Genomic DNA, 25,000 nt, shown 5'->3' with positions numbered 1-25,000 from the left:
TCATACGGATGTCGAACAAGGGTGCATGATTTATGAAATTCCAGCCAACAAATCGATAACAATTAGAGCGACTAGCACAAAATATTGTTGCCCAAGCGCCGTTAATCTATATATCACTAAAAAATAATAAGCCGCTCTCGCAGCGGTTTTTATGTCTGGAGAAAATTATGGCAAAAATATCAGGTATTTTAACAGATGGTGCAGGACAAATTATTAACAATTGCACTATCGAGTTATACGCAAAAAAAACGACGGGTACAGTACTAACACAAACGCAGGCATTTCATGTTGCAAACAACGGTAGTTACATGATGAACGTTTTGCCATGTGACTATGAAGTAAAACTAATTATAAACGGATTTCCACCAAAAAGAATTGGTACTATCCAAGTGTTTTCTGATTCTGCTGATGGTTCATTAAATGATTTTTTATTGAATCCATCTGAGAGTGAGATTACACCAGCAATATTACAGCAGGTCATTGATGCTCGTAATGACGCAAACAAAGCAGCAAGTAACGCAGAAAAATCAGTAAAAAATATAAAAGAATTAGGGAATAGCATAGAATCTGTTGCGCAATCAGCAAAAACTAGTGCTGACAATGCAAAAGCAAGCGAAACTAATGCAAAAAATATAGCGCACTCAGTTGAAGGCTTAGTCGCTAATGCAAGCAACTCGGCACAATCAGCAAGCGAATCAGCTACGACAGCAACTAATGCTAGTACATCAGCTAAATCGTATTCAGATTCAGCAAAATCATATGCAGATAGTGCTAGTTCATCAGCTACAGCGTCACATAACTCAGCTCAGCAATCTAGTAATAGTGCAAATGCGGCTAGCTCATCTGAGAGCAATGCTAAAACATCTGAACAAAATGCTGCCAAGTCGGCAGATGATGCTAAAAATGCTGCGCTATCAATTGATACTACAGTTTTCATAAAAAAATCTGGTGTAGATAATCAGTCGATTAATGGCTCGTTAGATGTTAAAAAATTAACTGAACAAGGACAACGCGTCTACTCGCCGAATAATAAACCAACTGCTGATGATATCGGTGCTTTATCTGTTACTCTAAATAATGAAGATGGTAAAAAAGAGATCGATAGCTTTTTAAGATTTAAAAAAAGACCTGAATTTAATAATTCGGATATATTAACGAGAGATGATTATGTTGGATTATTGAATGAAAACGGTTATCAAAAATTACCTAGCGGACTAATAATCCAATGGGGCATTGCTAATAGTAGTTACACGAGAGGAGAAGTGATCCCCGCAATCGCTTTCCCAAATAGAGTTTTATCAGTACATTTCACCGACACTAATTCAGAACAAGCGACAAACAGCACCCCAATTTCTTGGCGTTATGAGTCAACAACAGTTAATAGATTAACGTGGTCAGCAAATGAACCCCCGGGGCTTTTCTCATTCTTTGCGATCGGGTACTAATCATAGGTATATAATTAATTTAATATATTTTTTATGCCTTCAATAATTAATCGAGGGGGGATAGTATTAATTAATTCCCCCTGTTGTGAAAAAATTTGAATTGATTTATTTGATGTTTTAGGTGACCATGCGTACTCATTAAAATGTAAGTAGTTTTCTATTTTAAAATTCTTCGGTAGTGCAGATGAATTAAAGTATTGCCATTTTAATTTTTGAAATCGAACATCCCAAAAAAACAATCCATACAGCCCTACGATTTTTTTATTAAATGCACTTGCTAAATGAACAGCGGCAGTATCAACTGAAATAACTAGATCACAGTACTTGATAATTGGGATAACATCTAATATTGAATGAGATGAATATTTATGAATACCCGCTGTATCCGGTATAGTATTTAACAAAGATTGCTCTCCAATTAATACAACCTCTAGATTGTTATAATCGAACTGCAGTGTTTTAGTTATATCAGCTAATTGTTCTAAAGACATATCTCGTTCTCTTAACGAGGCGAATGGATTGATAACTACTATTTTTTTATTATTTTTTCTTAAATTATCAATATAATTTTTTCCTTTTTCATCTATCATTTTTGACACAAATGCATCATACTCAAGCGAGTCATAATTTAAATTAAAAACTGAGTCCATGATCTCTTTCATTTTCATAGTGATATGATTTTTAGGGTTATTATAATTAATTGATACATCAAAACTAAAAAAATTAGACTTATTGAAGCCAACTAACCGTTTTGATCCTGTTAATATATTAAATAATATAGTTTTTGGTTCCAATTGTTCTCGCAAATCAATTGCTAAATCAAATTTTTCTTTTCGTATCAATAATATTTTTTTGAATAACTCAACATAATTCCAACTCCAATCCCAAACAAAAGTTTTATCAATATGTGGGTTGCTTTTAATAAATTCTATGGAGTCCTTTGTTGATATAACACTGACTTTATAGCCATTATTATGTAAATTTCTAATTAATGGAGTAGTGATAATCATATCGCCGATTCTATCTTGACGTAGTAAAAGTATTTTTTTTACTTTATTTAATTTTATTTTTTTTCTTATATTCCAATCAAAAATCAATTTAATTAAAAATAATTGGCGTTTAAATTGGTTAAATTTTTTATCTTTGTTTTTTGATTTGTACAAATTTATCCCTGTTTTATTGTACAGCCAACATCTAAATCCCATTTTATTTTCTCTTTGCTATTTTATTAATACTTCTTAAGTGATTGAGTTAACAGGCAATTAACTATTCTGGATAATTGCATTTGTTTTTTGCGTATAAACAGTGCAATTATCTGGAATATCTTTATTTACAAATGACATTGCACCAATCACGACATTATTTCCTATTTTTATTTTTCCACCTAATATACAGACATTAGCGCCAATAGTAACATTATCCCCCAAAATAAAGCACGCCCCCTCATCTTTACTGCCTATAGTTGTATTTTGTCGTATGCTTAGGTTTTTACCTGCTCTTATGTTGTCATAAAAAACTATTGATGAATAATGCGTAATAGAGAATCCTACATCAATAAAAGTCTTTTCTAATCCTATTTCTACAGCGTATCGCACTATTAAATATTTATTTATTTTTTGCTTTTTATTTCCATATTTTGCCATTTCACTAGCTAATCGCCACCACGCAATATATGTGTTTTCTTTTTCTATTAATTTTTTTAATAAATGTTTCCAGCTAAATTTTGATTTTTTTAAAAATTCAACGCGCCAACACTCTTTAAGAAAAGTCAAATCATGAGTCATTAAAAATTTAATTATATGTATATATTTCATAGCGCCACTCGATTCAATTAGATGATTGGAATATTAACAAACACACTATCAATCTTAAACTTACAATATTCAACAGCATCATGTAGCATCACAAAATCGACAATGCTACAGTTTTGACGCTGTGGCATATTTGTGTCAACACCATGCTTTATATGAATTTAAATTACTTTATATTGCGTCACAATTAAATATCGCAAGAGGTGCAACGCTTTGTTTTTAAATAAAATTACTTTTTAGCGTCCTGCCTGTCACGCAGGGGGTCGCGGGTTCGAGCCCCGTCCGTTCTGCCAATTCTTTAAGAATATCAATAGATTAAATCACCTCATGGAAGTGTTTTTTTATTGCAATACTTTTTTTATCTGTTTGTGGTGTTTTCTGATAATTCATTTCCTATGCTAGTAAGAATCTTGAGCGTTCTTTATTTCTGTGCTACTAAGCAAATATGAGTATTGGTTATAATTTTATTGTTAAACTATTCCTGATTATTTTAAATAAAAAACAGGGCATAGTGCCCTATACTAGAAATATTTATCAAATTAAAGATTCTTTTTGATTTCTATCGCAAGGAGCGGATTCCACATAGCACCAGTTGCACTCATAACCGCATCAGCACCACTTTTTATAAATTGATGATAATGTTCACTAGAACTAACACCACCAACGCCTACAATAGCAAATTTTAGATCCATTTCCTGACGATATTTAGCTAAACGGCTCACCATATCTAAACCAGCCCAACGGATTGCATCACCACAAACTCCACCTTCTTTTCTATTTTCGCCTAATGCAGGATGACCATGAGCATCAACTGGTTTTGCAGATAACGTGTTAATAGTACTTAAACCATCAATAATGGATCCTACTCGATTGAGTAATGATATAATTTTTTCATCATCAGCAAAATAAGCTAGTTTTAAAATAAGTGGACGATCGGGAACAGCCATTTTAATTTCATTAACAATTCGTTCAACTTTATCAATATCAAAGCAAAGTAATTTACTAGCCCCTTCATTCGGGCAGCTTAAATTTGCCTCAAGAATAGGTGCATTGGTTTCCCGAACTAATTTTGCTGCTAAAGCATAATCTTTTTCAATTTCACCGTTACCTTGTGTACCTTGAAAACTACCAATAACACATTGACCATGCCCTGCTGATTTGACGGCATCAGCCATATCAGGTTGCCAGACATCTGGAGCAAAAGAAGGAACGCCAAAAGAGTTAGTTATTGATAATGGTTGGCTGTAATTGGTATCAGCTAATACCGTATCTAAGTTACACGATAATTTACCGTTAGGGTGAACTGATAAAACATTAGGTAATGGATGGCATTTATGTAGTTTAGTTCTTACTGTTTTATATACACATAAGTCGAATCCATAAGCAAAAGCAGCTTTGATATAGTTTGCATTTAATAGTGGGCCTGCAGGTTGACCAAATGGTAAATTAACCTCAACATTTAAAAATTTTGAAGGTTTTATTGATACTTGTTGTGCTTTATCTAATTGCCTAAAAAGTCCAAATGGTCCTTGAGCATAATTTTCTTCGTAGCTTATACTTGGATCATAAAAAGGTGTTAAAGATTTCATATTGCCTCCTAACTGTACGTGTTCTCAACGTAGAATTGATTATTAACCTTGCAATGAAAATAGAAATAAAAAAGTTTTTTTAAACCAAAAAAAAATCCTCCATGAAGGAGGATTAAAAATAGGATAAATAGAAAATCGAAAGTTGATCTTAATCTGTTAGCTAGTATTACAAACATTACGATGTTCTCTTTGCCTTATATTTCGAGGTATTCTATCTCAATAAATTTAAAGTTCAACATAAAAATTACAAAAAAAATATAACTAAATGAAAAAGTTACAGTGTTTTTTTTTAGATTTTTAATGATATATCCGATACTTTAAAAACGATAAAATATCAAAAATCGGTAAAATCTTATTTTATTAATATCAATAATTTTCTAATTGATTAATAAAACTAAAAAATTTATGTCGAAAAAATGATACTTATCATTACTCAATACTAATGAAACTAATCTAAGTGGAGAATGACTATTGGTAATGTTATCATCGTTGATAACTATAAAGATTAAATGATAATGGTTAGGTATGAAAAAATGAGAAATGAAAATATTTTTAAGCCATTAACTTTGCCTAATGGTGTTGAACTTAAAAATCGCATAATGATGGCACCAATGACAACTTGTTCTGGTTTTTATGATGGTTCTGTTACGCATGACTTGATTGAATATTATCGAGCAAGATCAGGATCAATTGGCACCATTATTGTCGAATGTGGATTTGTTGATAATAAAGGGTTAGCATTTCCTGGTGCTATTGGTTTAAATAGTGATGATAAGATTGAAGGGTTAGCAAAAATAGCGCAAGCCATCAAAGAAAAGGGTTCGAAAGCGGTTATTCAAGTTTATCATGGTGGAAGAATGGTGGAGCCTAAACTTATCGGAGGCCAATCGCCAGTTGGACCTAGCGCTATTGCGGCCCCACGTCCAAATGCCCCCACTCCAATTGAATTAACAGCGGCAGAAGTAGACGACATGATTGATAAGTTTGGTCAAGCTGTACGTCGAGCGATTCAAGCTGGCTTTGATGGTGTAGAGATTCATGGCGCTAATACTTATTTAATTCAGCAATTTTATTCACCTAATTCAAATCAAAGAAATGATAAATGGGGAGGGAACCGTGATAATCGTACGCGATTCGCGCTTGCTGTTTTAGATATTACCCACAATATGGTTAAGCAATATGCAATATCTAAATTTATTGTTGGATACCGTTTTTCTCCTGAAGAATTAGAAGTTCCAGGAATTCGTTTTGATGACACAATGTATTTGCTTGAAAAATTGGCTGCAAAAGGACTTGATTATATTCATTTTTCAATGGGCGATACGCTTAGACCATCAATTGTTGATACACAAGATCCGACTCCATTAATTAAAAAATATGTGACAATGCGTTCTGCAACATTAGCAAAAATTCCCGTTGTAGGTGTTGGTAATGTAGTTAATCAAAGTGATGTGGATGATGCGATTGAGCATGGTTATGATTTAGTTGCTGTAGGACGTGCTTGTATTGCTTATCCTGATTGGGTTGACCGTATTGAAAAGGGGGAGAAATTAGAATTATTTATTAATAGTGATAAGCGTGAAACACTTAATATTCCAGAACCTTTATGGCGCTTTTCTCTTGTCGAGAGTTTGATTCGTGATGTGAATCTTAATGTAAAAAAATTCAAACCTGGTCATTATCAAGAAAAAGTTAATGATGAGGCTTATGAGTTTTTAATTAATGTTGAGCTAGGTAAAGATTTTATAAAAGATATGCAATTAATTAATGCCCAAAATTTTGATAATGAAGTTTTGGATAATTTTGCTGAAATTAAACATAGGATTATTGACTCAAATAGCTCACATGTTGATGCAATTTCTGGCGCAACAACACAATGTGAAGCGTTTAAAAAAGCCGTAACCAAAGCGATGGCAAGATCTAATAAAGAAGCGATTATTGCCGAAGGTGGTGATCCTAATGATCGAGCTTTTGATGTTGTGGTCGTTGGTAGTGGTGGAGCAGGGCTTACTGCTGCGATTCAAGCTCATGATCTTGGTGCAAGTGTCGTTATTGTTGAACAAATGTCTGTAATAGGTGGTAATACTAATAAAGCCTCAGCGGGTATGAATGCGGCTGAAACCAAATTCCAAAAACGAAAAGGGATTGTTGATAGTAAAGATCTATTTTATCAAGAAACCATGACCGGAGGTAAAAACAAAAATAATCCTGATTTACTTCGTTATTTTGTTGAAAATGCACCAGATGCGATTAATTGGTTAGATGATAATGACATTGAACTTAGTGGGATTACTACAACGGGGGGAATGAGCATTGATCGGACTCATCGACCAGAAAGTGGTGCTGCTGTTGGTGGTTTCTTAATTAGTGGTCTAGTTAAAAATATTAATAAACGAGGTATTGAAGTTATACTTGATACTGCTGTGACTAAAATTGTCACCGAGCATCATAAAGTGACAGGGGTTAAAGTTTCAGAAGAAGACGGTTCGATCCATTTAATAAAAGCTAAGGCAGTTATTATTGCAACTGGTGGGTTTAGTGCCAATACCGCAATGGTTGAAAAATATCGTCCTGACCTTAAAGGATTTGTGACCACTAATCATAAGGGTGCAACGGGTTCTGGAATTGTGATATTAGAAACATTGGGTGCAGGAACCGTTGATATGAGTGAAATTCAAATCCATCCAACGGTTGAACAGACAACGTCTTATTTAATTTCTGAATCCATCCGTGGTGGTGGAGCGATTCTGGTATCGAAAAAAGGTCAACGATTTGTTAATGAACTTGATACAAGGGATAAAGTATCAGCTGAAATTATTAAATTACCTGAACATTATGCTTATATTTTGTTTGATCAGCAGGTTCGTGATGAAAACAGAGCCGTTGAAGAGTATGTTGCAAACGAGCTTGTTATTCAAGCAAATACTCTTGAAGAATTAGCACAAAAGCTATCGATTGATGGCGACGCATTAGTTAAAACGGTTGAACGTTACAATCAGTTTACGTCAACTAAGCATGACCAAGACTTTGGCAGAATAACAGGCATGCGCCATCCGATCAAAAAAGGGCCTTTTTATGCAATAAAAATCGCACCAGGTGTGCACCACACGATGGGAGGGGTCACTATTAATACCCAAACACAAGTGTTGAATACTGATAAACATGTGATTCAAGGTGTATTTGCTGCCGGCGAAGTTGTAGGTGGTGTTCATGGGGCTAATCGTATTGGTGGCAATGCTGTCGCCGATATTATTATATTTGGTATGCAAGCAGGTAAAAAAGCGGCTGATTATATTAAAAACTAATTTTTTACAACTATTTTGAGCTTGTTTAGCATGGTAAATTTAAACTATGAATACACTCAACATTTGATAGGAACAACGGTTTCATTAATGCTTTTTGAGCCTAATGAAACCGCAGTGCAAGCTGTTTTTCAAACCATAAAAATGCTTGAGGATAAACTGACCGTTAACAGGTCATCATCAGAAGTTATGTCTATTAATTTAGCTGCGGGACACCACCCCGTTATAGTGAGCCGTTCTGTTTTTTCTTTGATTGAACAAGCGCAAAAAATAAGTCTATATTTTAATAGTTGCTTTAATTTTGCTATTGGTCCCTTAGTTAAACTTTGGAAAATTGGTTTCAATGGTTATCAAGTTCCATCTGCTAAGTTAATTAGAGAAAAACTGTTGTTAATTGATCCTAAAAATATTGAACTTGATGCAAATACATATTCTGTTTTTTTAAGAAAACCGGGAATGGAAATTGATTTAGGTGCAATTGCTAAAGGATATATTGCTGATGTTGTCAAATCAATTTTACACCAACATCAAGTGTACAAAGGTATCATTAACTTAGGTGGTAATGTATTAACATTAGGCTCATCTTTAACAGATGGTAACGGCTATTGGCACATAGGATTAAGAAAACCATTTTCCACTAATGGAAAACTATCTGGAATTATAAAAGTTAAAGATAAATCAGTTGTCACATCGGGCATTTATGAGCGTTTTTTTATACAAAATTATCGTCTTTATCATCACCTATTAAACCCTCAAACAGGTTATCCATTAAATAATGAATTAGAAAGCGTAACTATCATTTCAGATTCTTCATTAGAGGGTGATATTTACTCAACCATCTTTTATGGATGGGGAGTTGATAAAAGCAGACAATACTTGCAAAAGCATCAAAACTTGTCGGCTATCTTTTTGTTAAAAAATAAAACAGCCATATTAGTAAACCCCGATAACTTTATTTTTCAACAAATTGATACTCAATATCAAATAAAAACTGATTAAAATTAAATTTTTGATTAAAAATGTTTCAGAAAAAATACTGATTTTATTGATATTTTTTCCTTGGATTTGTTTAATGCAGTTTAATAAAAATCCGTCAGAAAAGGTATTGATTTTATTGAAGTTTTTATACTGATGTTAGTGCGATAAATTTGGCCAATAATAGTATGAAGAGTAGCATAATTGTAACAGAATTAAATCTTAACTTATTAAAATATTTAAATTTAAAAGGAAAATACTATGAATTTAGTAAAGAAACCTCCAGTGAAATGGCCTGCGCTCATCATTATTGCGGCAATTTCCGCGTTACTTTGGTTATATGTCTCACCACCAGAAGGTATTAGCCAAGAAGGTTGGCAAACGAGTATTATTTTTGTTGCTACCATAGCTTGCATTGTGGCTGAAATAATGCCAATTGGAGCAATTGGTTTATTAGCAATTACCGTTTTTGCCGTATTAAGACCATCTGGTGCAATCTCCGCAACTGAATCGATAAAAATCTCGTTAAGCGAATTAAATAGTAGTCTTATTTGGCTGATTGTGATTGCTTTCATGATCGCTCGTGGTTTTATCAAAACTGGTTTGAGTAAACGCATTGCATATTATCTTGTTAAAATGTTGGGTAAAAATACATTGGGGCTTGCTTATGGTTTATCTGTCACTGATATTGCATTGGCACCAGCTATTCCAAGTACCACGGCGCGTGCAGGTGGTGTAATATATCCAATAGCAGAGGCTTTAGCCATTAACTTTAATTCAAATCCTAAAGATGAATCAAGAAATCGTATTGGTACCTTTTTAATGCTAACAATTAGTCATATGAATGACATCACCTCAGCAATGTTCTTAACGGCATTTACTGGCAACTTATTAGCCGCTAAATTAGTCACCACATCGCTAGGTATTACACTAGGGTGGGGGCAATGGTTTGTAGCAGCTATTGTGCCATGTTTAGTTTCATTTGTTGTGATTCCTTTGGTAATTTATTTTCTAACTAACCCAGAACTAAAAAGAACTCCAGAAGCACCAAAATTAGCTGCTGAAGAATTAAAAAAAATGGGGTCAATTACAGTTAAAGAAATCATTATGGGGAGCACTGTTTTTTTATTATTAGTACTTTGGATTTTTGGCAAAAATATTGGTATTGATTCAACAACTACAGCCTTTATTGGTTTGGCCATTTTAATCTTAACTGGCGTATTAAGTTGGGATGATATAAAAGGTGAAAAAGCGGCTTGGGACACATTAATTTGGTTTGCGGCATTACTTATGATGGCAGCCCAAGTAAATAAATTGGGTGTAACTAAATGGCTTGGTGACACAATAGGTAGTGCTGTAAAAGGTCATCTAGGCGAAAGTAGTTGGGTGTTGGTCTTAATTATTTTATGTGTTGCTTATGTTTATTTACACTACTTTTTTGCGAGTGGGAATGCTCATATTGCCGCACTATTTCCCGTATTTTTATCTGTTTCCATTGCCCTAGGTGTACCACAACTCATCGCCATTTTTGCATTAGTTATTTGTACTAATTACTTTGGTTCAATTACTCAATTTGCAAATGCGAGAAATCCATTATTATTTGCAGAAGGCTTTGTGCCAGTAAAAACATGGTGGAAAGTGGGGTTCATTTGTAGTGTTGTGAATCTAGTAATTGTCTTTACTGTCGGTATTTTGTGGTGGAAGATCATTGGTCTTGGTTAATAACAAGTAGATAATTTTATTCTTAATATTGTAATACCGCCACCCTAGTTGGCGGTATTTTTATGTGTTTCTATTGTTAACTAATTACAATCGATAGTTTCCAATCATTGACGGTTTTCCAATATTTTTGTTCTTGCTCCAAATCAAGCAATATTAATTTGTTATTTTCAACAAAATCTTGATTAATTTCTAAAGTCACATTAGTGAGTTTATTTTTTAATAATTTTAATTGAAATGCCTGTAAATCAATTTCAGGATTTCTTTGATTATTGATTAGTATAGACAATCTTAAAATCTGCATTAACGATATGATATGCTTGTATTCAAATAAACTAAAATAAGGTATTGCATCAATATTTATCGACTTTCTATGGTAACGGACAAGAGTAGATAACAGTAACTGCTGTTCTTCATTAAATCCAGGTAAATTACTGTTTTGTAGGATATAACTTGAATGCTTATGGATCGAAGAAAAGTTGATTTTTAATCCAACTTCATGCAACTGAGCAGCCCAATATAAAATAGATTCAAGATTAGGGGGAATAGTCATTGATGCTTGTTGTTGCCATTGTGAAAATAAATATTTTGCAGTTTTAACCACTTGCTTAGCATGACGTTTATCTATGTTGTAATGCTCAGAAAGCGATTGTGCGGTATTTTGCCTAATATCTTGGTAATTAGGGCCGTCGATCAATTCGTAAAATACGCCTTCTCGTAATGCACATGGGCTAAATTGTAAAGTCTCTAATCCAAGTGCATTAAAAACACCACTAAATATAGCCAGTCCGCTAACAAATACGTTTTTTCTTTCTTTGGAAAGTGAAGGATAGTCAATATCATAAAAATAATCGAATTCTAAAACATAACTAATTAAATCATCTAACCTTTTCGGTGTAATAATGCCATCGCTAACACCAAGATCCAACAATATCTGATAAATTGATTTTATGGTTCCTGATGTGCCAAATGCGGTAGTAATATTCAATTTTTTTATTGCATTAATCATACCTTCAATTTGTTGTTCTGCAGCAAGTTTTGCCTGTTGAAAAGAAGCGGCGTTAATTTTTTGTTCATGAAAAAAACGCTTTGTATAAGTGACACATCCCATGGGACGGCTAGCGACGATCACGGGGTTTAAATCATTTCCTTTTCCTATTGCAATTTCAGTCGAACCACCGCCAATATCGATGACAAATTTTGTATCAGTTGACGATGTTGATTCAGCTGTCATTGTACCTAAATAAACAAGACGAGCTTCTTCTTGACCTGAAATAATTTCAATAGGAAAAGGGAATACCTTAGCTGCAGCTGTTAAAAATTCATTTCTATTTTTCGCTACTCTTAATGTATGAGTTGCAACGACCCGAACATGTTCAGGAGGGAATCCATTTAATCGCTCAGCAAATAATGAAAGACATTCCACACCTCGCATTATGCTTGATTCACTCAGTTTGTTATTAGCATTAAGCCCCGTTGCTAAGTGGATATTTTTTTTATTTTTATAAATAATCTGTATTGCACCATTAATGATCCGGGCAATTACCATATGGAAGCTATTTGAACCAAGATCGACTACCGCATATTCATTGAATTTATTCATTTTAAAGTCCTTATGCAAATGATTCTAACTGCTTCAAATAATCATAAATGGCATATTGGGCTCTAATTTTTTTCTTATTCCCTCTTTGCACATAATTATTTGTTGCATCTTTATCAATGATGCGTGCTTTGACATTATCATTGCACTGTATGTCAAAAATACTATGGATAGTTGATTTTATTATTGAGTCAAAGATTTTTACGCCCACTTCAATACGATTATCGATATTACGAGGCATCCAATCTGCAGAGGATATGTAAGTGTCTTTTTTTCCTTCATTTTCAAAAATATACACACGAGCATGTTCTAAAAATTGATCCACAATACTGGTCACATAAATATTTTCACTTAAATTAGGTATTTGTGGCACTAATACACAAGTACCGCGCACAATTATTCTAATTTTCACACCAGCACAAGATGCACGGTAAAGTTCGTCGATCATTTCTTTATCAGTAATTGCGTTAAGTTTTAGATAAATTCCTGACTTTTTACCTGCTTTGGCATTGCTTATTTCGCGTTCTATAAATTCATTGAATCGTAATCGCGTATTTTGTGGTGAGACAAGTAAATGATTGAAAGCGACTGGTTTAAATGGATTTTCAATAAAATTAAAGACTTTTTTGACTTCTTCGGTAATAGCAGGATCTGCCGTTAACAGTGAAAAGTCTGTATAAATTCGTGCAGTTCTTTCATTAAAGTTACCTGAACCGATATGAGCATAGCGAACAATTTCATCGTTTTCTTTACGATCGATCAAAAATAATTTCGCGTGAATCTTGAGTTTTGGTTGTGAATAAATAACTTTAATACCACTACTAATTAGTCGTTTTGCCCATTTTATATTGGCTTCTTCGTCAAACCGTGCTTGTAATTCGACAACTACGGTAACTTTTTTACCATTATTGGCCGCATTAATTGCAGCGTGAATAAAGCGTGAGTCTTTGGCTACTCGATAAATGTTCATTCGAATATGTGTAACTGAAGGATCAAACGAGGCTTGTCGCATGATTTCTAGAACATGGCCAAAAGAGTAGTAAGGGTAATAGAGTAATACATCTCGATCTTTAATCGCATCAAATGCATTACGAAATTGTTTAAATCGATTATAACTTAAGTTTGGAATTTTTTTATTTAATAGGCTCTTTTGTCCAAAATCAGGGAATTTAACAAGATCTTTAAAATTAGGATAACGCCCTCCAGGCATTGCATCTTGTTCAGTTAATCGTAATTTATTGATCAATAATTCAAACAACGCTTTGGGCATGTCTTTTTGATAAGTAAAACGTACTGGCTGTGCGGTTAAGCGTTGTTTTAGGCCTTGGGACATCAGTTCAAGTAAACTGTCTAACTCTGTATTTAATTCGTATTCAGCATCTCTATTGATGTTAATTGAATAAGCATTTAATTCTTTAGCATCAAAAAACACTTTAAAAATATCGGATAAACAGTAGCGCAGTATGTTGTCAAGAAAGATGATGGACTTATTTTTAGTTGATACTTCTGACGGTAATAATACAAAACGAGGAATATTATCTGTCGGTAGTTCAAGTAGTGCATAACTGATGCTATCCTCACAAATAATTTCTACAGCTAAATAGGCATGATCATCTTTTAAAAATTGAATAAGTTCAGTGTGACTATCAAGTAAAATAGGGGTAATGTATTGTCTAAGATTTTGTTTATAATAATTTTTTATCCAATTTTCTTGATATGATGAGAGCTGTCTTTCGTTAATCAAAAAGATTTGATTTCTAGCCATTTCCAATAACAATTCATTATAGAGTTGGTCAAACTGTAATTCTAATTGTATAACTTTTTGATTTACTTGGCGCAATAAGTTTTTAGCATTAGAAGAATGAGCTTGTTCTTGTTCTATAAGTACATATTTTTTTAAGTTAGCAAACTGTACTTTATAAAATTCATCAAGGTTACTTGAGTATATGCCTAAAAAATGTATTCTCTCAATAAGAGGATTACTCTTATCTGCGGCTTCTTGTAAAACTCGCTGATTGAAAGATAACCAGCTAAGCTCTTTAGGTAAATGGACTTTTTCTTCAATCATGTTAGTCTTTTAAATTTTATTAACAATATTTTATACAGAATAACTTATGTGAAAAAAAAAGCTAGCAGATAGCTAGCTTTTATTTTATATAGATTGGAAATTTAATGTTTAGATACGGTGGACTGATGTTGTGTTAGTGGTTCCACTCGGTACTAGCGCACCAGAAACCATCACAATGATATCGCCCTGTTTTAAGCCACACACTTTTAAAGCCATCTCTTTACCTAAACGATAAAAATCGTCCGTTGAGTTAATTGAATCAATCAAAATAGGTTCCACGCCTTTAGTAACTGCTAATTGATTTACCGTTTTTTGACTTGATGAAAGCGCTAAAATCCGAGCTCTTGGGAAGTAATGACGAACTTCACGAGCTGATTTACCACTACGTGTTGCAACAACAATTAATGGCGCATTTAAACGTTCAGCAATTTCTACAGCACCACAGCATACAGCGGCTGTTATGCTTAATTTCTCTTCTTTGGATGTTAATTCTAATGAGGCAGGAATTGTTTTATCAGTGCGTTTACAGATAGTTGCCATAACATTGACTGTTTCAAGTGGATATTTACCTTTAGCACTTTCACCAGATAACATCACAGCATCAGTTCCATCAATAATTGCATTAGCTACATCGCCAGCTTCAGCACGAGTAGGACGTGGATTTTTGATCATTGAATCGAGCATTTGTGTTGCAGTGATAACTGGTTTAGAAGCTTTATTACATTTTTTGATCATCATTTTTTGAGCAAAAATAACCTCTTCAACTGCAATTTCAACACCTAAATCGCCACGAGCAACCATTATACCATCAGAAGCTTCAAGAATTTCATCAAAATTATCTAAACCTTCTTGGTTTTCAATTTTAGAGATGATTTTTATGTCTTCTCCACCATGAGCTTTTAAGTGAGCACGAATATCTTCAACATCAGAACGTTTCCGAATAAATGATGCAGCAATAAAGTCAACGCCTTGTTCACAACCAAAAATAAGGTCGTTTTTGTCTTTTTCTGCAAGTGCTGGTAGCTTAATTGAAACACCCGGTAGATTAATACCTTTATTTTCACCTAGATCACCATTATTTAAAACTGTACAGATAACTTCGTTACCTTTGATTTCTTTAACATCCATGGCAATTAAGCCATCATCAACAAGCACACGATTACCTGGTTTAAGGTCATGGGCAAATCCTTCATAAGTGACGGCTACTCGTTGAGAATTTCCAACAACTGTTTTATCTGTTGTAAAGGTAAATGTTTGGCCGGCTACAAGTGATACATCATTACCGCCTTCTAGTTTAATTGTACGGATTTCAGGTCCTTTAGTATCTAGCATTATAGCTGCTTTTAAACCTGTTTCTTGCATTACTTCTCGTAAGTTTTTTATACGGTTGCCGTGCTCTTCATAATCACCATGTGAAAAGTTTAAACGCATCACATTCATGCCTGCATTTAATAATTTTGCTAACATTTCTTTTGATTCAGATTTTGGCCCGATGGTACAAACAATTTTTGTCTTTTTCATAATAGTATCTACTTAGTAATTTATTTAATGTTAAAGTTTTTAATCAATCTAAAAATTCGATAAACCAGTATTACGCAAAAAAAAAACCAATGACAAAGCATTGGTAATATTATTGGTAAAAGAATTTTTTGTAGCTTTAAACCGCTACCCAAGTTGCACAAGTCATTTGAAGAATATAATAATTTCATCAATAAGTTAAATCCTTTAAAAATTGCTCTTATTATATTCTTAACGGTATTTTAAATAAAGGTTTTTATCTTAAATTTATTTTATTGTTTTGTAAAATAATTGAATTCTAGCAACTTAACAAAACGATTTGTGTCTAATATATTAAAAAAAACGAAACATTAGAGTTACATTAGATCCTTAAGTTGGTAGATTAGCTCGTTTTCGTGGTTCTTTAAGGTCAATTGATTATTGCTTAAATTGATTTCAGCACCACTAGTAATTAATTGATCAATAATATAATCTAATTGATTTAATTGATCATCATTACAAAGCATTTTGGTCATTGCAACTGTGCCTTTAATGTTGTTTTTATCTAAAATAACTTGACCTGAAAACTGGTTACACATTTTGCCTGTGATAGTCATTTTTTCACTGAATATAAGCTGGGCTTGCTCATCTAATGGAATATGCTGACCATTTGCACTAATTAATACAAAACGATGATGCATAAGATCAGTATCTTGTATCTTACTCGATTTATGGCATCCAGACATAACCAAAGCAACAGTAAATAGCGAAATTATCAATAATGTTTTTTTCATATGAACTCCTAATGATAGGTTAAATTTGCTATAATTAAATCTAATTATGACGTTAATTAAAAATATCTGATTCTCTATGTTACCTCAAGACCGATTAAAATACCTTGATTCAATGACTTTCTTAGATAAGCACAAAATAATAAAAATTGCCCAAAAAAGTCAAACTATAGCTAATATAGATTCTGCTATACAAAATGCTAAGTTACATTACCAAGCTAGAATAGAATCATTACCAAAGAACATTGATTTTCCAGATAATCTACCTGTTGTTGAAAAAAAACAAACAATTTATGACGCAATTAAGCATCATCAAGTGGTCATAATCGCAGGCGAAACAGGTTCAGGAAAAACCACGCAAATTCCTAAAATCTGTCTAGAGTTGGGTTTAGGCGTCAAGGGATTTATAGGTCATACCCAACCAAGGCGGTTAGCCGCACGTTCAGTAGCTAATCGTATTGCAGATGAGTTGAAAACAGAAATAGGGCAATTAGTTGGTTTCAAAGTCAGATTTTCTGATCATGTTAGTGAAACAACACTGATTAAATTAATGACTGACGGTATATTGCTTGCTGAAATTCAAAAAGATAAACTTTTATTACAATACGATACCATTATTATTGACGAAGCGCATGAACGTAGCTTAAACATTGATTTTATTTTAGGCTACCTTAAGCAATTATTACCTAAACGTCCAGACTTGAAGGTTATAATTACATCGGCAACGATTGATGTGGAACGTTTTTCTAAACATTTCAACCAAGCACCAATTATTGAAGTGTCTGGTCGTACCTATCCAGTTGAAGTTAGATATCGTCCTTCAATATTAGATAGAGATGATACTTGCAACGATAAAAATAGTGATTTTCAATCCATCGTAGATGCGATTGATGAACTTTCAGCTGAAAGTGATGGTGATATACTTATTTTTCTAACTGGTGAAAGAGAAATTCGAGATCTTGCCGATACACTTAATAAATTGGATCTTCGTCATACTGATATCTTACCATTATATGCAAGATTATCAGCATCAGAACAAAATCGAATTTTCCAATCGCATACTAAAAGGCGAATAGTTCTAGCAACAAATGTGGCAGAAACATCGTTAACGGTGCCTGGAATTAAATATGTTATCGACACGGGTTTAGCTAGGATTAGCCGCTATAGTTATCGCACTAAAGTTCAACGTTTACCGATTGAACCAATATCTCAAGCTTCAGCTAACCAACGAAAAGGGCGTTGTGGACGAACTTCAGATGGTATCTGCATCCGGTTATATGATGAAAAAGATTTTTTATCTCGTCCTGAATTTACCGATCCTGAAATTTTACGTACTAATTTAGCATCAGTAATATTACAGATGACTTCGTTAGGGTTAGGTGACATTGCGGCATTTCCTTTTGTTGAAGCACCTGATGCAAAATATATTCGTGATGGCATTCGATTATTAGAAGAACTTGGAGCTGTTTTTACCAGACATCATCGATATCATTTAACCGAAATAGGGCGAATTTTAGCACAATTACCTATCGATCCAAGATTGGCGAGAATGCTGGTTGAAGCTAGACGATTAGGTTGTACTAAGGAAATCATGATAATTACAGCTGCATTATCAATTCAAGATCCAAGAGAAAGACCGTTTGATAAGCAACAAGCTTCTGATGAAAAACATCGTCGTTTTATTGATAAGGAATCCGATTTTATTTCTTTAATCAATTTATGGAATTATATTAAAGAACAACAAAATATACTATCCGGAAATCAATTTAGACGATTATGCCAAAAAGATTTTTTAAACTACCTTCGAATTCGGGAATGGCAAGATGTTTATACACAAATTAGACAGACGATTAAACAATTAGCATTTCCTATTAATAGTAAAGCGGCAGATTATAATTCATTACATATTTCGTTACTAAGTGGTTTACTATCCCATATTGGAATGAAAGAGCTTGAAAAGCATGAATATATAGGTGCACGTAATATTAAATTTGCAATTTTTCCTAATTCGGCACTTTTCAAAAATCAACCTAAATGGTGTATCGCAAGTGAACTGATAGAAACCAGCCGGCTATGGGGAAGGACGGTAGCTAAAATTGAAGCGGAATGGATTGAGCCCATAGCAAAACATTTGGTGAAATATAGTTATAATGAACCAAAGTGGTCTAAAAAACAGGGGACAACTATTGCAAATGAAAAAGTGACATTATTTGGTTTACCTATTGTTGCTAGTCGAATGGTGAATTATAGTAAAATAGATCCTGAATTAAGTCGTTCTCTATTTATTCGTCACGCTTTGGTTGAAGGTGATTGGTTTACCAACCATCAGTTTTATAAAAAAAATAAAAAATTGATTAATGAAGTTGAAGATCTTGAGCATAAATCTCGCCGGCAAGATATTTTAATAGATGATGATGAACTTTTTAATTTTTATGAAAAGCGAATAGATAAATCGGTTGTGTCATCTAAACATTTTGATGTTTGGTGGAAACAAAAACAGAAATCAGATCCTGATTTTCTTAATGTTGAGAAAGAAATGCTGATCAAACAATCGGCACAACAGGTTAATTTAAATGACTTTCCTGATTTTTGGAATCAAGATAATTTGAAATTAGCACTAAGTTATCAATTTGATATCGGACATAAACGTGACGGCGTCACGATAAAAATACCTCTTAATCTATTAAACCAAATCAAAAATAGGGGATTTGATTGGCTAGTACCTGGTTTTAGAAAAGATTTAATTATTGCATTAATTAAATCATTACCTAAATCATTGCGCCGAAATTTTGTTCCAGCACCAAACTATGCTGATGCATTTTTGAGTAAAGGTATTTCAACGAATCAACCTTTACTTGAAAGTTTAGAAACCGAATTTCACAAAATGACAGGTGTAAAAGTTGCCCCTGAAGATTGGCAATTGGATCAAATTCCTGACTATTTGAAGATGACTTTTAGCATTGTTGATAGTAATAATAAAGAAATTGCTGTAAGTAAAGACCTAGTTTTACTAAAAGAAAAACTCAAAAATCAACTCCAACAAGCATTTTCATCTTTAACAATTAAGAAAACGGTTCAAATTGAACAAAATAATTTAACAGAGTGGAATTTCGGCTCTTTGCCTAATATCTATGAAGAAAATCATAAAAATTATACGATTAAAGCTTATCCAGCAATCATTGATAATCAACATTCTGTAAGCATTAAGTTAGTCGATAATCAAGATGAGCAACAAAGACTTACAAAACTAGGGCTAAGACGCTTGCTTATACTCAATATACCATCACCAATCAAGTACTTACATGAAAAATTACCAAATAAATCTAAATTAGGCTTATACTTCAATTCTTTTGGTACGGTACTGAGTTTAATTGATGACTGCATTGCTTGTGGTGTTGACTATTTGATTGAAAAAAATGGTCAGGTAATTCAAAACCAAGATAATTATGAGGCATTATTGGATTATACCAAAAGTCATATTAATGATGTTGTGGTTGATATTGCCAAAGCAGTTGAGTCCATTTTGACTTTATATTACAACATCGGTAAAAAGTTAAAGGGGCGAATTGATATATCATTAGCTTTTGCTTTATCTGATATAAAAAAGCAAATGGATCATCTTATTTATAAAGGCTTTGTTGCACAATCAAGCTATAAGAGACTACCAGATATCAATCGTTATTTATTGGCGATTGAAAAAAGAATTGAAAAACTAATGTTGAATACCACTAAAGATAGGCAGTCGATGAATATAATTGATGAAGTTGAAGTTCAATATGAAAAATGGGTGAATAGCTTATCAGAAAACTTAAAATCACAAGAAAAAGTAACAAATATCCGTTGGATGATTGAAGAACTTAGAGTGAATCTATTTGCTCAGCAGTTAGGTACTGCATATCCAATTTCAGTAAAACGTATTAAGCAACAAATCGACAAAGTAAAATCTGAGCTATAACTATTAATTGAATGAAGGTCTTTGTGCGATAAAAAATAGGGCGCTTATGCGCCCAGTTATCTAGAGTTTATCGATAAAGATCGACAAAAACAGTTATATTCGGACCATTTGAATCATGCGCTACTCTAGCAATATGATAATACTTGGCTCCAGCATCAATAGCCCGTTTACCTGCTTGATAAGAAATTTCCTGATCGGTGACATAATAACCTCTGAATTTAATTGTATCAAATGCCACCATTTTAGCCGCAGTTGCATCATTTAATTCTTGAATTTTTCGTCCGTCTGATAGGGTGACAGTGTAACGATTAACGCGTTGAGGTTCAGCTGCGACCTTGGTAACTTCAGATTCATGAATACTGGTTGCAGCAGAAGTTTTCATTTTATCAGTAGATTGATCAATAACTTTTACTTTATTATTAAATTTATCTGCATAAAACTTTTCATTAAACGCTGATGGAGAATAATATCCTGGTTTTTCAACTTGCATTGCAGCATCACCACCTTTAGCTAGAGCTTGTTGGCCTGCTTCAGAATCATAAGGAATAGCATCTTCTGGTTGTAGTTTACGTTCAGGTGCATCCTTTTTAAATAAATAGGCTGCAACTTGTATATTACTACCTAATTCAGAACGTGAATCAATATAAAAGGCGTAAGCACCTTTAGCAGAGGCTTCTTTAGCAATCGCTTGATTCATATCATATTCATTAGGAAAATAGCCACGAATACGCACAATATTAAAAGGCTCTAAACGAATTGCTTTAGATTTTGGATATTCATAGACACCTTCAAATTTGCGCAAATTTTCAGTTTGTTCTTCAGCTTTAGGAGCATCCGCTTTATATAATTTAGCGTAAACAATACGCAAAGTATCATTAGAAGGGCTAATATTGGTGGTGGTTATGAAAAAAGAAACTGCACCTTCTTTATCTGCCGCTTTGGACATAGCTAAAACATAATCATTATCAGTATAAAATGCTCCACGAATAGTTATACTTTTAAATGACTGTAATTCTTTAGCTTGCTCCTCAGTTAGTTGTTGAGCAGCAAATGAGGAAAGAGGGAATAAAGCCATTGTTACTACAATAAATGTCGTTTTTAAACTTGCCATATATTAAGACCTTACAATAAATTATTGTGATTATTTTAACATAAATAAATTTAATTGCCTAAATCTATCAAAGCATTTAAGTTTTTAATAAATATATATTTTCCTCTAACTGATAAAATGTTTTTTTCCTGAAGCTTTGATAAGTTTCTACTGATAGTTTCGATTTTTAAACCTAAATAGTTAGCAATATCAGCTCGACTCATCATAAGTTTAATATTTAATGAAGAATGACCTCGTTGTTCATAGTGTCGATAAAGCGAATATATAAAAGTGGCTAGTCTCTCATCTGCTTTTTTCTGTGAATAGCATAATACTAATTTTTGATAATTATTAATACTAGAACTTAGTAAATTAAATACCATATCTCTAACATTTTTTTGAGTATCAACTAGTGACATAAGTTCGTCATAATAAAGTTCACAAACAAGTGTGTTAGTAAGTGATTGAATATTATTGTTGTATATTTTAGTTGAAATAGAATCTAAACCAACAATATCACCAGGTAAATAAAAGCCATTAATTTGTTGATTATTATCTGGAGTTGTCACAAAAGTTTTTAATGCTCCAGAATGAATAATATAGAACTTTGTAAAAGGAGTATTTGCTTTGACTATAATTTCATCTTTAGCATAAGACATTTTTCTGTCTAATATATTATCTAACTTATTATTGAGTAATATAGGAATACAAAGAGATCCGATACTACAGAATTCACATGGGACGGAATAACTTTTTGAACGTAATGTCTTAAAAATATTTTGCATATTAACAGAAAAAATAATCATAGTTCGTTGATTGATTAGATTATCATATTTTATAAATAAAACAAAAATTAGTAGAAAAATAACAATAAAGTGTTCGTATAGATCAAGCAAAATATACTTAAATACATTATTTAACATAATATACATTATGCGCACCACGATAAACGTACGTGAATTCTGTGGATGTAAGCCATAAATCATGCCGTCAATTTAAATTAAGCCACCAAACCCACTAACCCTATTATTAATTTAAAAATTAATAATATATAAACAATAAAACCAATAAAATCAATGCGTTAAAATAATGTATATTATGTTAAATTATTTTCATTATTGCGAACTTTGTTGTCTATTTCCTACCAAATTATTTATCTAAATTTTATAATATTCTTTTAAATATTTTTAACTTTTGGTTATTAAAATAACATCACTTCCTGCTAATGGTAATTTTAAAATATGATTTTTAATTTTACCCCAAACTTGCATTTCGCAGGCTTTACAGTTGAATTTTAGTAATAATTCTTCGTTATTTTGAACTAATTTCATTGGTGTTACTTTAGTTTTAACACCTTGAATTCCTTTAGCCTGTTTAGGGCATAAATTAAATGCAAATCGTAAGCAATGTTTGGTTGTCATTAATGGTACATCATCTTTAACTTCGTGTGCTTCATAAGCACTTTCGATTAATTCGACCCCATGTTGTGTATAAAATTCTCTTGCCTTATGATTATAAACGTTGGCCAAAAAGCTCAAATGATTTTCAGGGTAAATTGGAACTGGTTTTTGTTCTGGTTTACGTTTTTGAGGATGATAATTTTCTAATCTTGCTATAGTTAATTTATCAATAGTGTCTCTTCTAAGTTGGTTTAATTGGCTACTTGGAATAAAATAAATTTCTGATAAATTCGCTGTGAAGCCAGTTAAGTGATATATGGTTTGTCCTAGCTTTGATAAATTATCTTTAATGTTTTTTAGTGATTTATCTGGTTGTGTTGCAAGATCGAAATAGCCATTTAGTTCTGTTTTGACGCAAATGCCCTCTTCACTTTTCGCTACTAGCTCAACGCCATTTCCTATATTATTCAATTGAAATGACACACCAATACGACGGTTGCTTGACTCTTTTAGTAAATTTTGTTGCCAGATATGATCGAGATTTCGATTAACCAAATAAGGTAATTTGACTGAAAAAAGCGATTTAGGGATTTCATTTGGATAAATTCGATATAGATTAATCGAAAGCCTTTCAACTTTATCGGCTCTAAAACCAACAATTTCTCTTTTTATTAGTATATTTAAACCATCACCATTAGTTAATGTACTTTCAGATTTGATATCAATAGTTTGAGACGTAACCTTGGTTATTTCACCAATTTGCAAGCCAATAAATTTAGGTGAATCAAATGCTCCAATATTTGGTTTTCTACCATTAATAAAATAATCTGTACTTCCTCGGTGGAATGTTCGATTAGGATCAGGGGTAAAGAAGTGTTCAGTCTTACCGCTTGATGCTGAGGATAACTCAGATGATTCAGATAAAATCTTATCTAATTTTTGGCGATAAAATGCTGTGATATTTTTAACATAACTTATATCTTTATAACGTCCTTCTATTTTAAACGATGTTACACCGGCTTTAATTAATTCAAGCAGATTGTCAGATTGATTATTATCTTTCATTGATAGTAGATGTTTTTCATAAGCAACAACACGACCTTGCTCATCTTTTAAAGTAAAAGGGAGACGACAAGCTTGTGAACAATCCCCTCGATTAGCACTACGTCCAGTTTGTGCATGAGAAATATAACATTGTCCTGAATAAGCAACACAAAGTGCTCCATGAATAAAAAACTCGATTTTTGCATCAACCTGTTCACTAATTTGGGTTATTTCAGCTAAATTAAGCTCACGAGCCAGTACTATTTGTGAAAAACCAACATCGGATAAAAATTTAGCTTTTTCAGGTGTTCTAATATCCATTTGAGTACTAGCATGCAAATCTATGGGGGGAATGTCCATATTCAAGATCCCCATATCTTGCACAATTAATGCATCAACACCTGCATCGTAAAATTGCCAAATTAGCTGCCTTGCAGGTTCAAGCTCATTATCGTGAAGTATGGTGTTTAAAGTCACAAAAACTTTTGCATAATAGCGATGAGCAAATTCAACTAATTGGGCAATATCATTTATCGAATTGCCAGCATTATGCCTAGCACCAAAATTTGGTCCACCAATGTATACGGCATCTGCACCATGTAATATCGCCTGCTTTGCAATTTCGATATTTTTAGCTGGGCTAAGTAATTCTAATTTATTCTTGGAGCAATGATATGGTGGCATTATAAACTCTTTAGGATATAACTAGTTGAT

General features: G+C 32.9%; 15 protein-coding genes. 5 read left to right on the top strand and 10 right to left on the bottom strand.

Features of this window, described 5'->3' with window-relative positions:
* Positions 1-167: 167 nt before the first annotated feature.
* Positions 168-1,445, top strand: coding sequence for a prophage tail fiber N-terminal domain-containing protein (locus GA0061081_RS02965; RefSeq protein ID WP_091346919.1), 1,278 nt, complete (start codon positions 168-170; stop codon positions 1,443-1,445).
* A 14-nt stretch (positions 1,446-1,459) separates the two neighbouring features.
* Here GA0061081_RS02965 and GA0061081_RS02960 read toward each other — a convergent pair whose 3' ends face one another.
* The 3 genes from GA0061081_RS02960 to GA0061081_RS02950 all read right to left on the bottom strand — a co-directional run bounded on the left by GA0061081_RS02960 (position 1,460) and on the right by GA0061081_RS02950 (position 4,845).
* Complete coding sequence (locus GA0061081_RS02960) at positions 1,460-2,608, bottom strand: glycosyltransferase family 9 protein (protein WP_209435349.1); 1,149 nt, start codon at positions 2,606-2,608, stop codon at positions 1,460-1,462.
* Positions 2,609-2,707: 99 nt separating this feature from the next.
* Complete coding sequence (locus GA0061081_RS02955; protein ID WP_091346915.1) at positions 2,708-3,259, bottom strand: LbetaH domain-containing protein; 552 nt, start codon at positions 3,257-3,259, stop codon at positions 2,708-2,710.
* A 536-nt stretch (positions 3,260-3,795) separates the two neighbouring features.
* A complete protein-coding gene (locus GA0061081_RS02950; protein WP_091346914.1) occupies positions 3,796-4,845 on the bottom strand; it encodes a beta/alpha barrel domain-containing protein in 1,050 nt (349 codons plus the stop codon).
* Between the two features lie 533 nt (positions 4,846-5,378).
* Between GA0061081_RS02950 and GA0061081_RS02945 the strand changes: the two genes are divergently transcribed.
* The 3 genes from GA0061081_RS02945 to GA0061081_RS02935 all read left to right on the top strand — a co-directional run bounded on the left by GA0061081_RS02945 (position 5,379) and on the right by GA0061081_RS02935 (position 10,844).
* On the top strand, positions 5,379-8,150 hold the full coding sequence (locus tag GA0061081_RS02945; RefSeq protein ID WP_091346912.1) for a flavocytochrome c: 2,772 nt from the start codon (positions 5,379-5,381) through the stop codon (positions 8,148-8,150).
* Between the two features lie 30 nt (positions 8,151-8,180).
* Positions 8,181-9,146 carry an FAD:protein FMN transferase gene (locus GA0061081_RS02940; RefSeq protein WP_091346910.1) on the top strand — a complete coding sequence of 322 codons (966 nt, stop codon included), beginning with the start codon at positions 8,181-8,183 and terminating at the stop codon, positions 9,144-9,146.
* Positions 9,147-9,383: 237 nt separating this feature from the next.
* Positions 9,384-10,844 carry a DASS family sodium-coupled anion symporter gene (locus GA0061081_RS02935; protein ID WP_091346908.1) on the top strand — a complete coding sequence of 487 codons (1,461 nt, stop codon included), beginning with the start codon at positions 9,384-9,386 and terminating at the stop codon, positions 10,842-10,844.
* 76 nt (positions 10,845-10,920) lie between these two features.
* Here the strand turns inward: GA0061081_RS02935 and GA0061081_RS02930 are convergent, their stop codons facing one another.
* The 4 genes from GA0061081_RS02930 to GA0061081_RS02915 form a co-directional block, all read right to left on the bottom strand.
* Entirely contained in the window at positions 10,921-12,444 is a 1,524-nt protein-coding gene (locus tag GA0061081_RS02930; RefSeq protein WP_091346906.1) for a Ppx/GppA phosphatase family protein, read from the bottom strand.
* Between the two features lie 10 nt (positions 12,445-12,454).
* Positions 12,455-14,509 carry a polyphosphate kinase 1 gene (gene ppk1, locus GA0061081_RS02925; protein WP_091346905.1) on the bottom strand — a complete coding sequence of 685 codons (2,055 nt, stop codon included), beginning with the start codon at positions 14,507-14,509 and terminating at the stop codon, positions 12,455-12,457.
* A 108-nt stretch (positions 14,510-14,617) separates the two neighbouring features.
* On the bottom strand, positions 14,618-16,030 hold the full coding sequence (gene pykF, locus GA0061081_RS02920) for a pyruvate kinase PykF (RefSeq protein ID WP_091346902.1): 1,413 nt from the start codon (positions 16,028-16,030) through the stop codon (positions 14,618-14,620).
* Between the two features lie 353 nt (positions 16,031-16,383).
* Positions 16,384-16,800 carry an META domain-containing protein gene (locus GA0061081_RS02915; RefSeq protein WP_091346900.1) on the bottom strand — a complete coding sequence of 139 codons (417 nt, stop codon included), beginning with the start codon at positions 16,798-16,800 and terminating at the stop codon, positions 16,384-16,386.
* Between the two features lie 76 nt (positions 16,801-16,876).
* Here GA0061081_RS02915 and hrpA point away from each other — a divergent pair, with 76 nt between their 5' ends.
* Positions 16,877-20,752, top strand: a complete 3,876-nt coding sequence (gene hrpA, locus GA0061081_RS02910; protein WP_091346898.1) for an ATP-dependent RNA helicase HrpA — start codon at positions 16,877-16,879, stop codon at positions 20,750-20,752.
* A gap of 67 nt (positions 20,753-20,819) precedes the next feature.
* Here the strand turns inward: hrpA and GA0061081_RS02905 are convergent, their stop codons facing one another.
* From GA0061081_RS02905 to GA0061081_RS02895, 3 genes are all read right to left on the bottom strand, one after another.
* Complete coding sequence (locus GA0061081_RS02905) at positions 20,820-21,863, bottom strand: YdgH/BhsA/McbA-like domain containing protein (RefSeq protein ID WP_091346896.1); 1,044 nt, start codon at positions 21,861-21,863, stop codon at positions 20,820-20,822.
* 50 nt (positions 21,864-21,913) lie between these two features.
* Positions 21,914-22,501 carry a helix-turn-helix domain-containing protein gene (locus GA0061081_RS11060; protein WP_167349283.1) on the bottom strand — a complete coding sequence of 196 codons (588 nt, stop codon included), beginning with the start codon at positions 22,499-22,501 and terminating at the stop codon, positions 21,914-21,916.
* A gap of 528 nt (positions 22,502-23,029) precedes the next feature.
* Complete coding sequence (locus GA0061081_RS02895) at positions 23,030-24,970, bottom strand: peptidase U32 family protein (protein ID WP_091346892.1); 1,941 nt, start codon at positions 24,968-24,970, stop codon at positions 23,030-23,032.
* Positions 24,971-25,000 lie beyond the last annotated feature (30 nt).

Origin of the sequence: Gilliamella bombicola (assembly GCF_900094945.1) — a bacterium.
Lineage (GTDB): Bacteria > Pseudomonadota > Gammaproteobacteria > Enterobacterales > Orbaceae > Gilliamella > Gilliamella bombicola.
This window is presented reverse-complemented; position numbering and strand designations above follow the sequence as displayed.

Coding starts and splice junctions, on each gene's coding strand:
- GA0061081_RS02965 (WP_091346919.1), top strand. CDS start 168: ATGGCAAAAATATCAGGTATTTTAACAGATGGTGCAGGACAAATTATT.
- GA0061081_RS02905 (WP_091346896.1), bottom strand. CDS start 21,863: ATGGCAAGTTTAAAAACGACATTTATTGTAGTAACAATGGCTTTATTC.
- GA0061081_RS02950 (WP_091346914.1), bottom strand. CDS start 4,845: ATGAAATCTTTAACACCTTTTTATGATCCAAGTATAAGCTACGAAGAA.
- GA0061081_RS02930 (WP_091346906.1), bottom strand. CDS start 12,444: ATGAATAAATTCAATGAATATGCGGTAGTCGATCTTGGTTCAAATAGC.
- GA0061081_RS02935 (WP_091346908.1), top strand. CDS start 9,384: ATGAATTTAGTAAAGAAACCTCCAGTGAAATGGCCTGCGCTCATCATT.
- GA0061081_RS02895 (WP_091346892.1), bottom strand. CDS start 24,970: ATGCCACCATATCATTGCTCCAAGAATAAATTAGAATTACTTAGCCCA.
- GA0061081_RS11060 (WP_167349283.1), bottom strand. CDS start 22,501: ATGTCTTATGCTAAAGATGAAATTATAGTCAAAGCAAATACTCCTTTT.
- GA0061081_RS02940 (WP_091346910.1), top strand. CDS start 8,181: ATGGTAAATTTAAACTATGAATACACTCAACATTTGATAGGAACAACG.
- pykF (WP_091346902.1), bottom strand. CDS start 16,030: ATGAAAAAGACAAAAATTGTTTGTACCATCGGGCCAAAATCTGAATCA.
- hrpA (WP_091346898.1), top strand. CDS start 16,877: ATGTTACCTCAAGACCGATTAAAATACCTTGATTCAATGACTTTCTTA.
- GA0061081_RS02915 (WP_091346900.1), bottom strand. CDS start 16,800: ATGAAAAAAACATTATTGATAATTTCGCTATTTACTGTTGCTTTGGTT.
- GA0061081_RS02945 (WP_091346912.1), top strand. CDS start 5,379: ATGAGAAATGAAAATATTTTTAAGCCATTAACTTTGCCTAATGGTGTT.
- GA0061081_RS02955 (WP_091346915.1), bottom strand. CDS start 3,259: ATGAAATATATACATATAATTAAATTTTTAATGACTCATGATTTGACT.
- ppk1 (WP_091346905.1), bottom strand. CDS start 14,509: ATGATTGAAGAAAAAGTCCATTTACCTAAAGAGCTTAGCTGGTTATCT.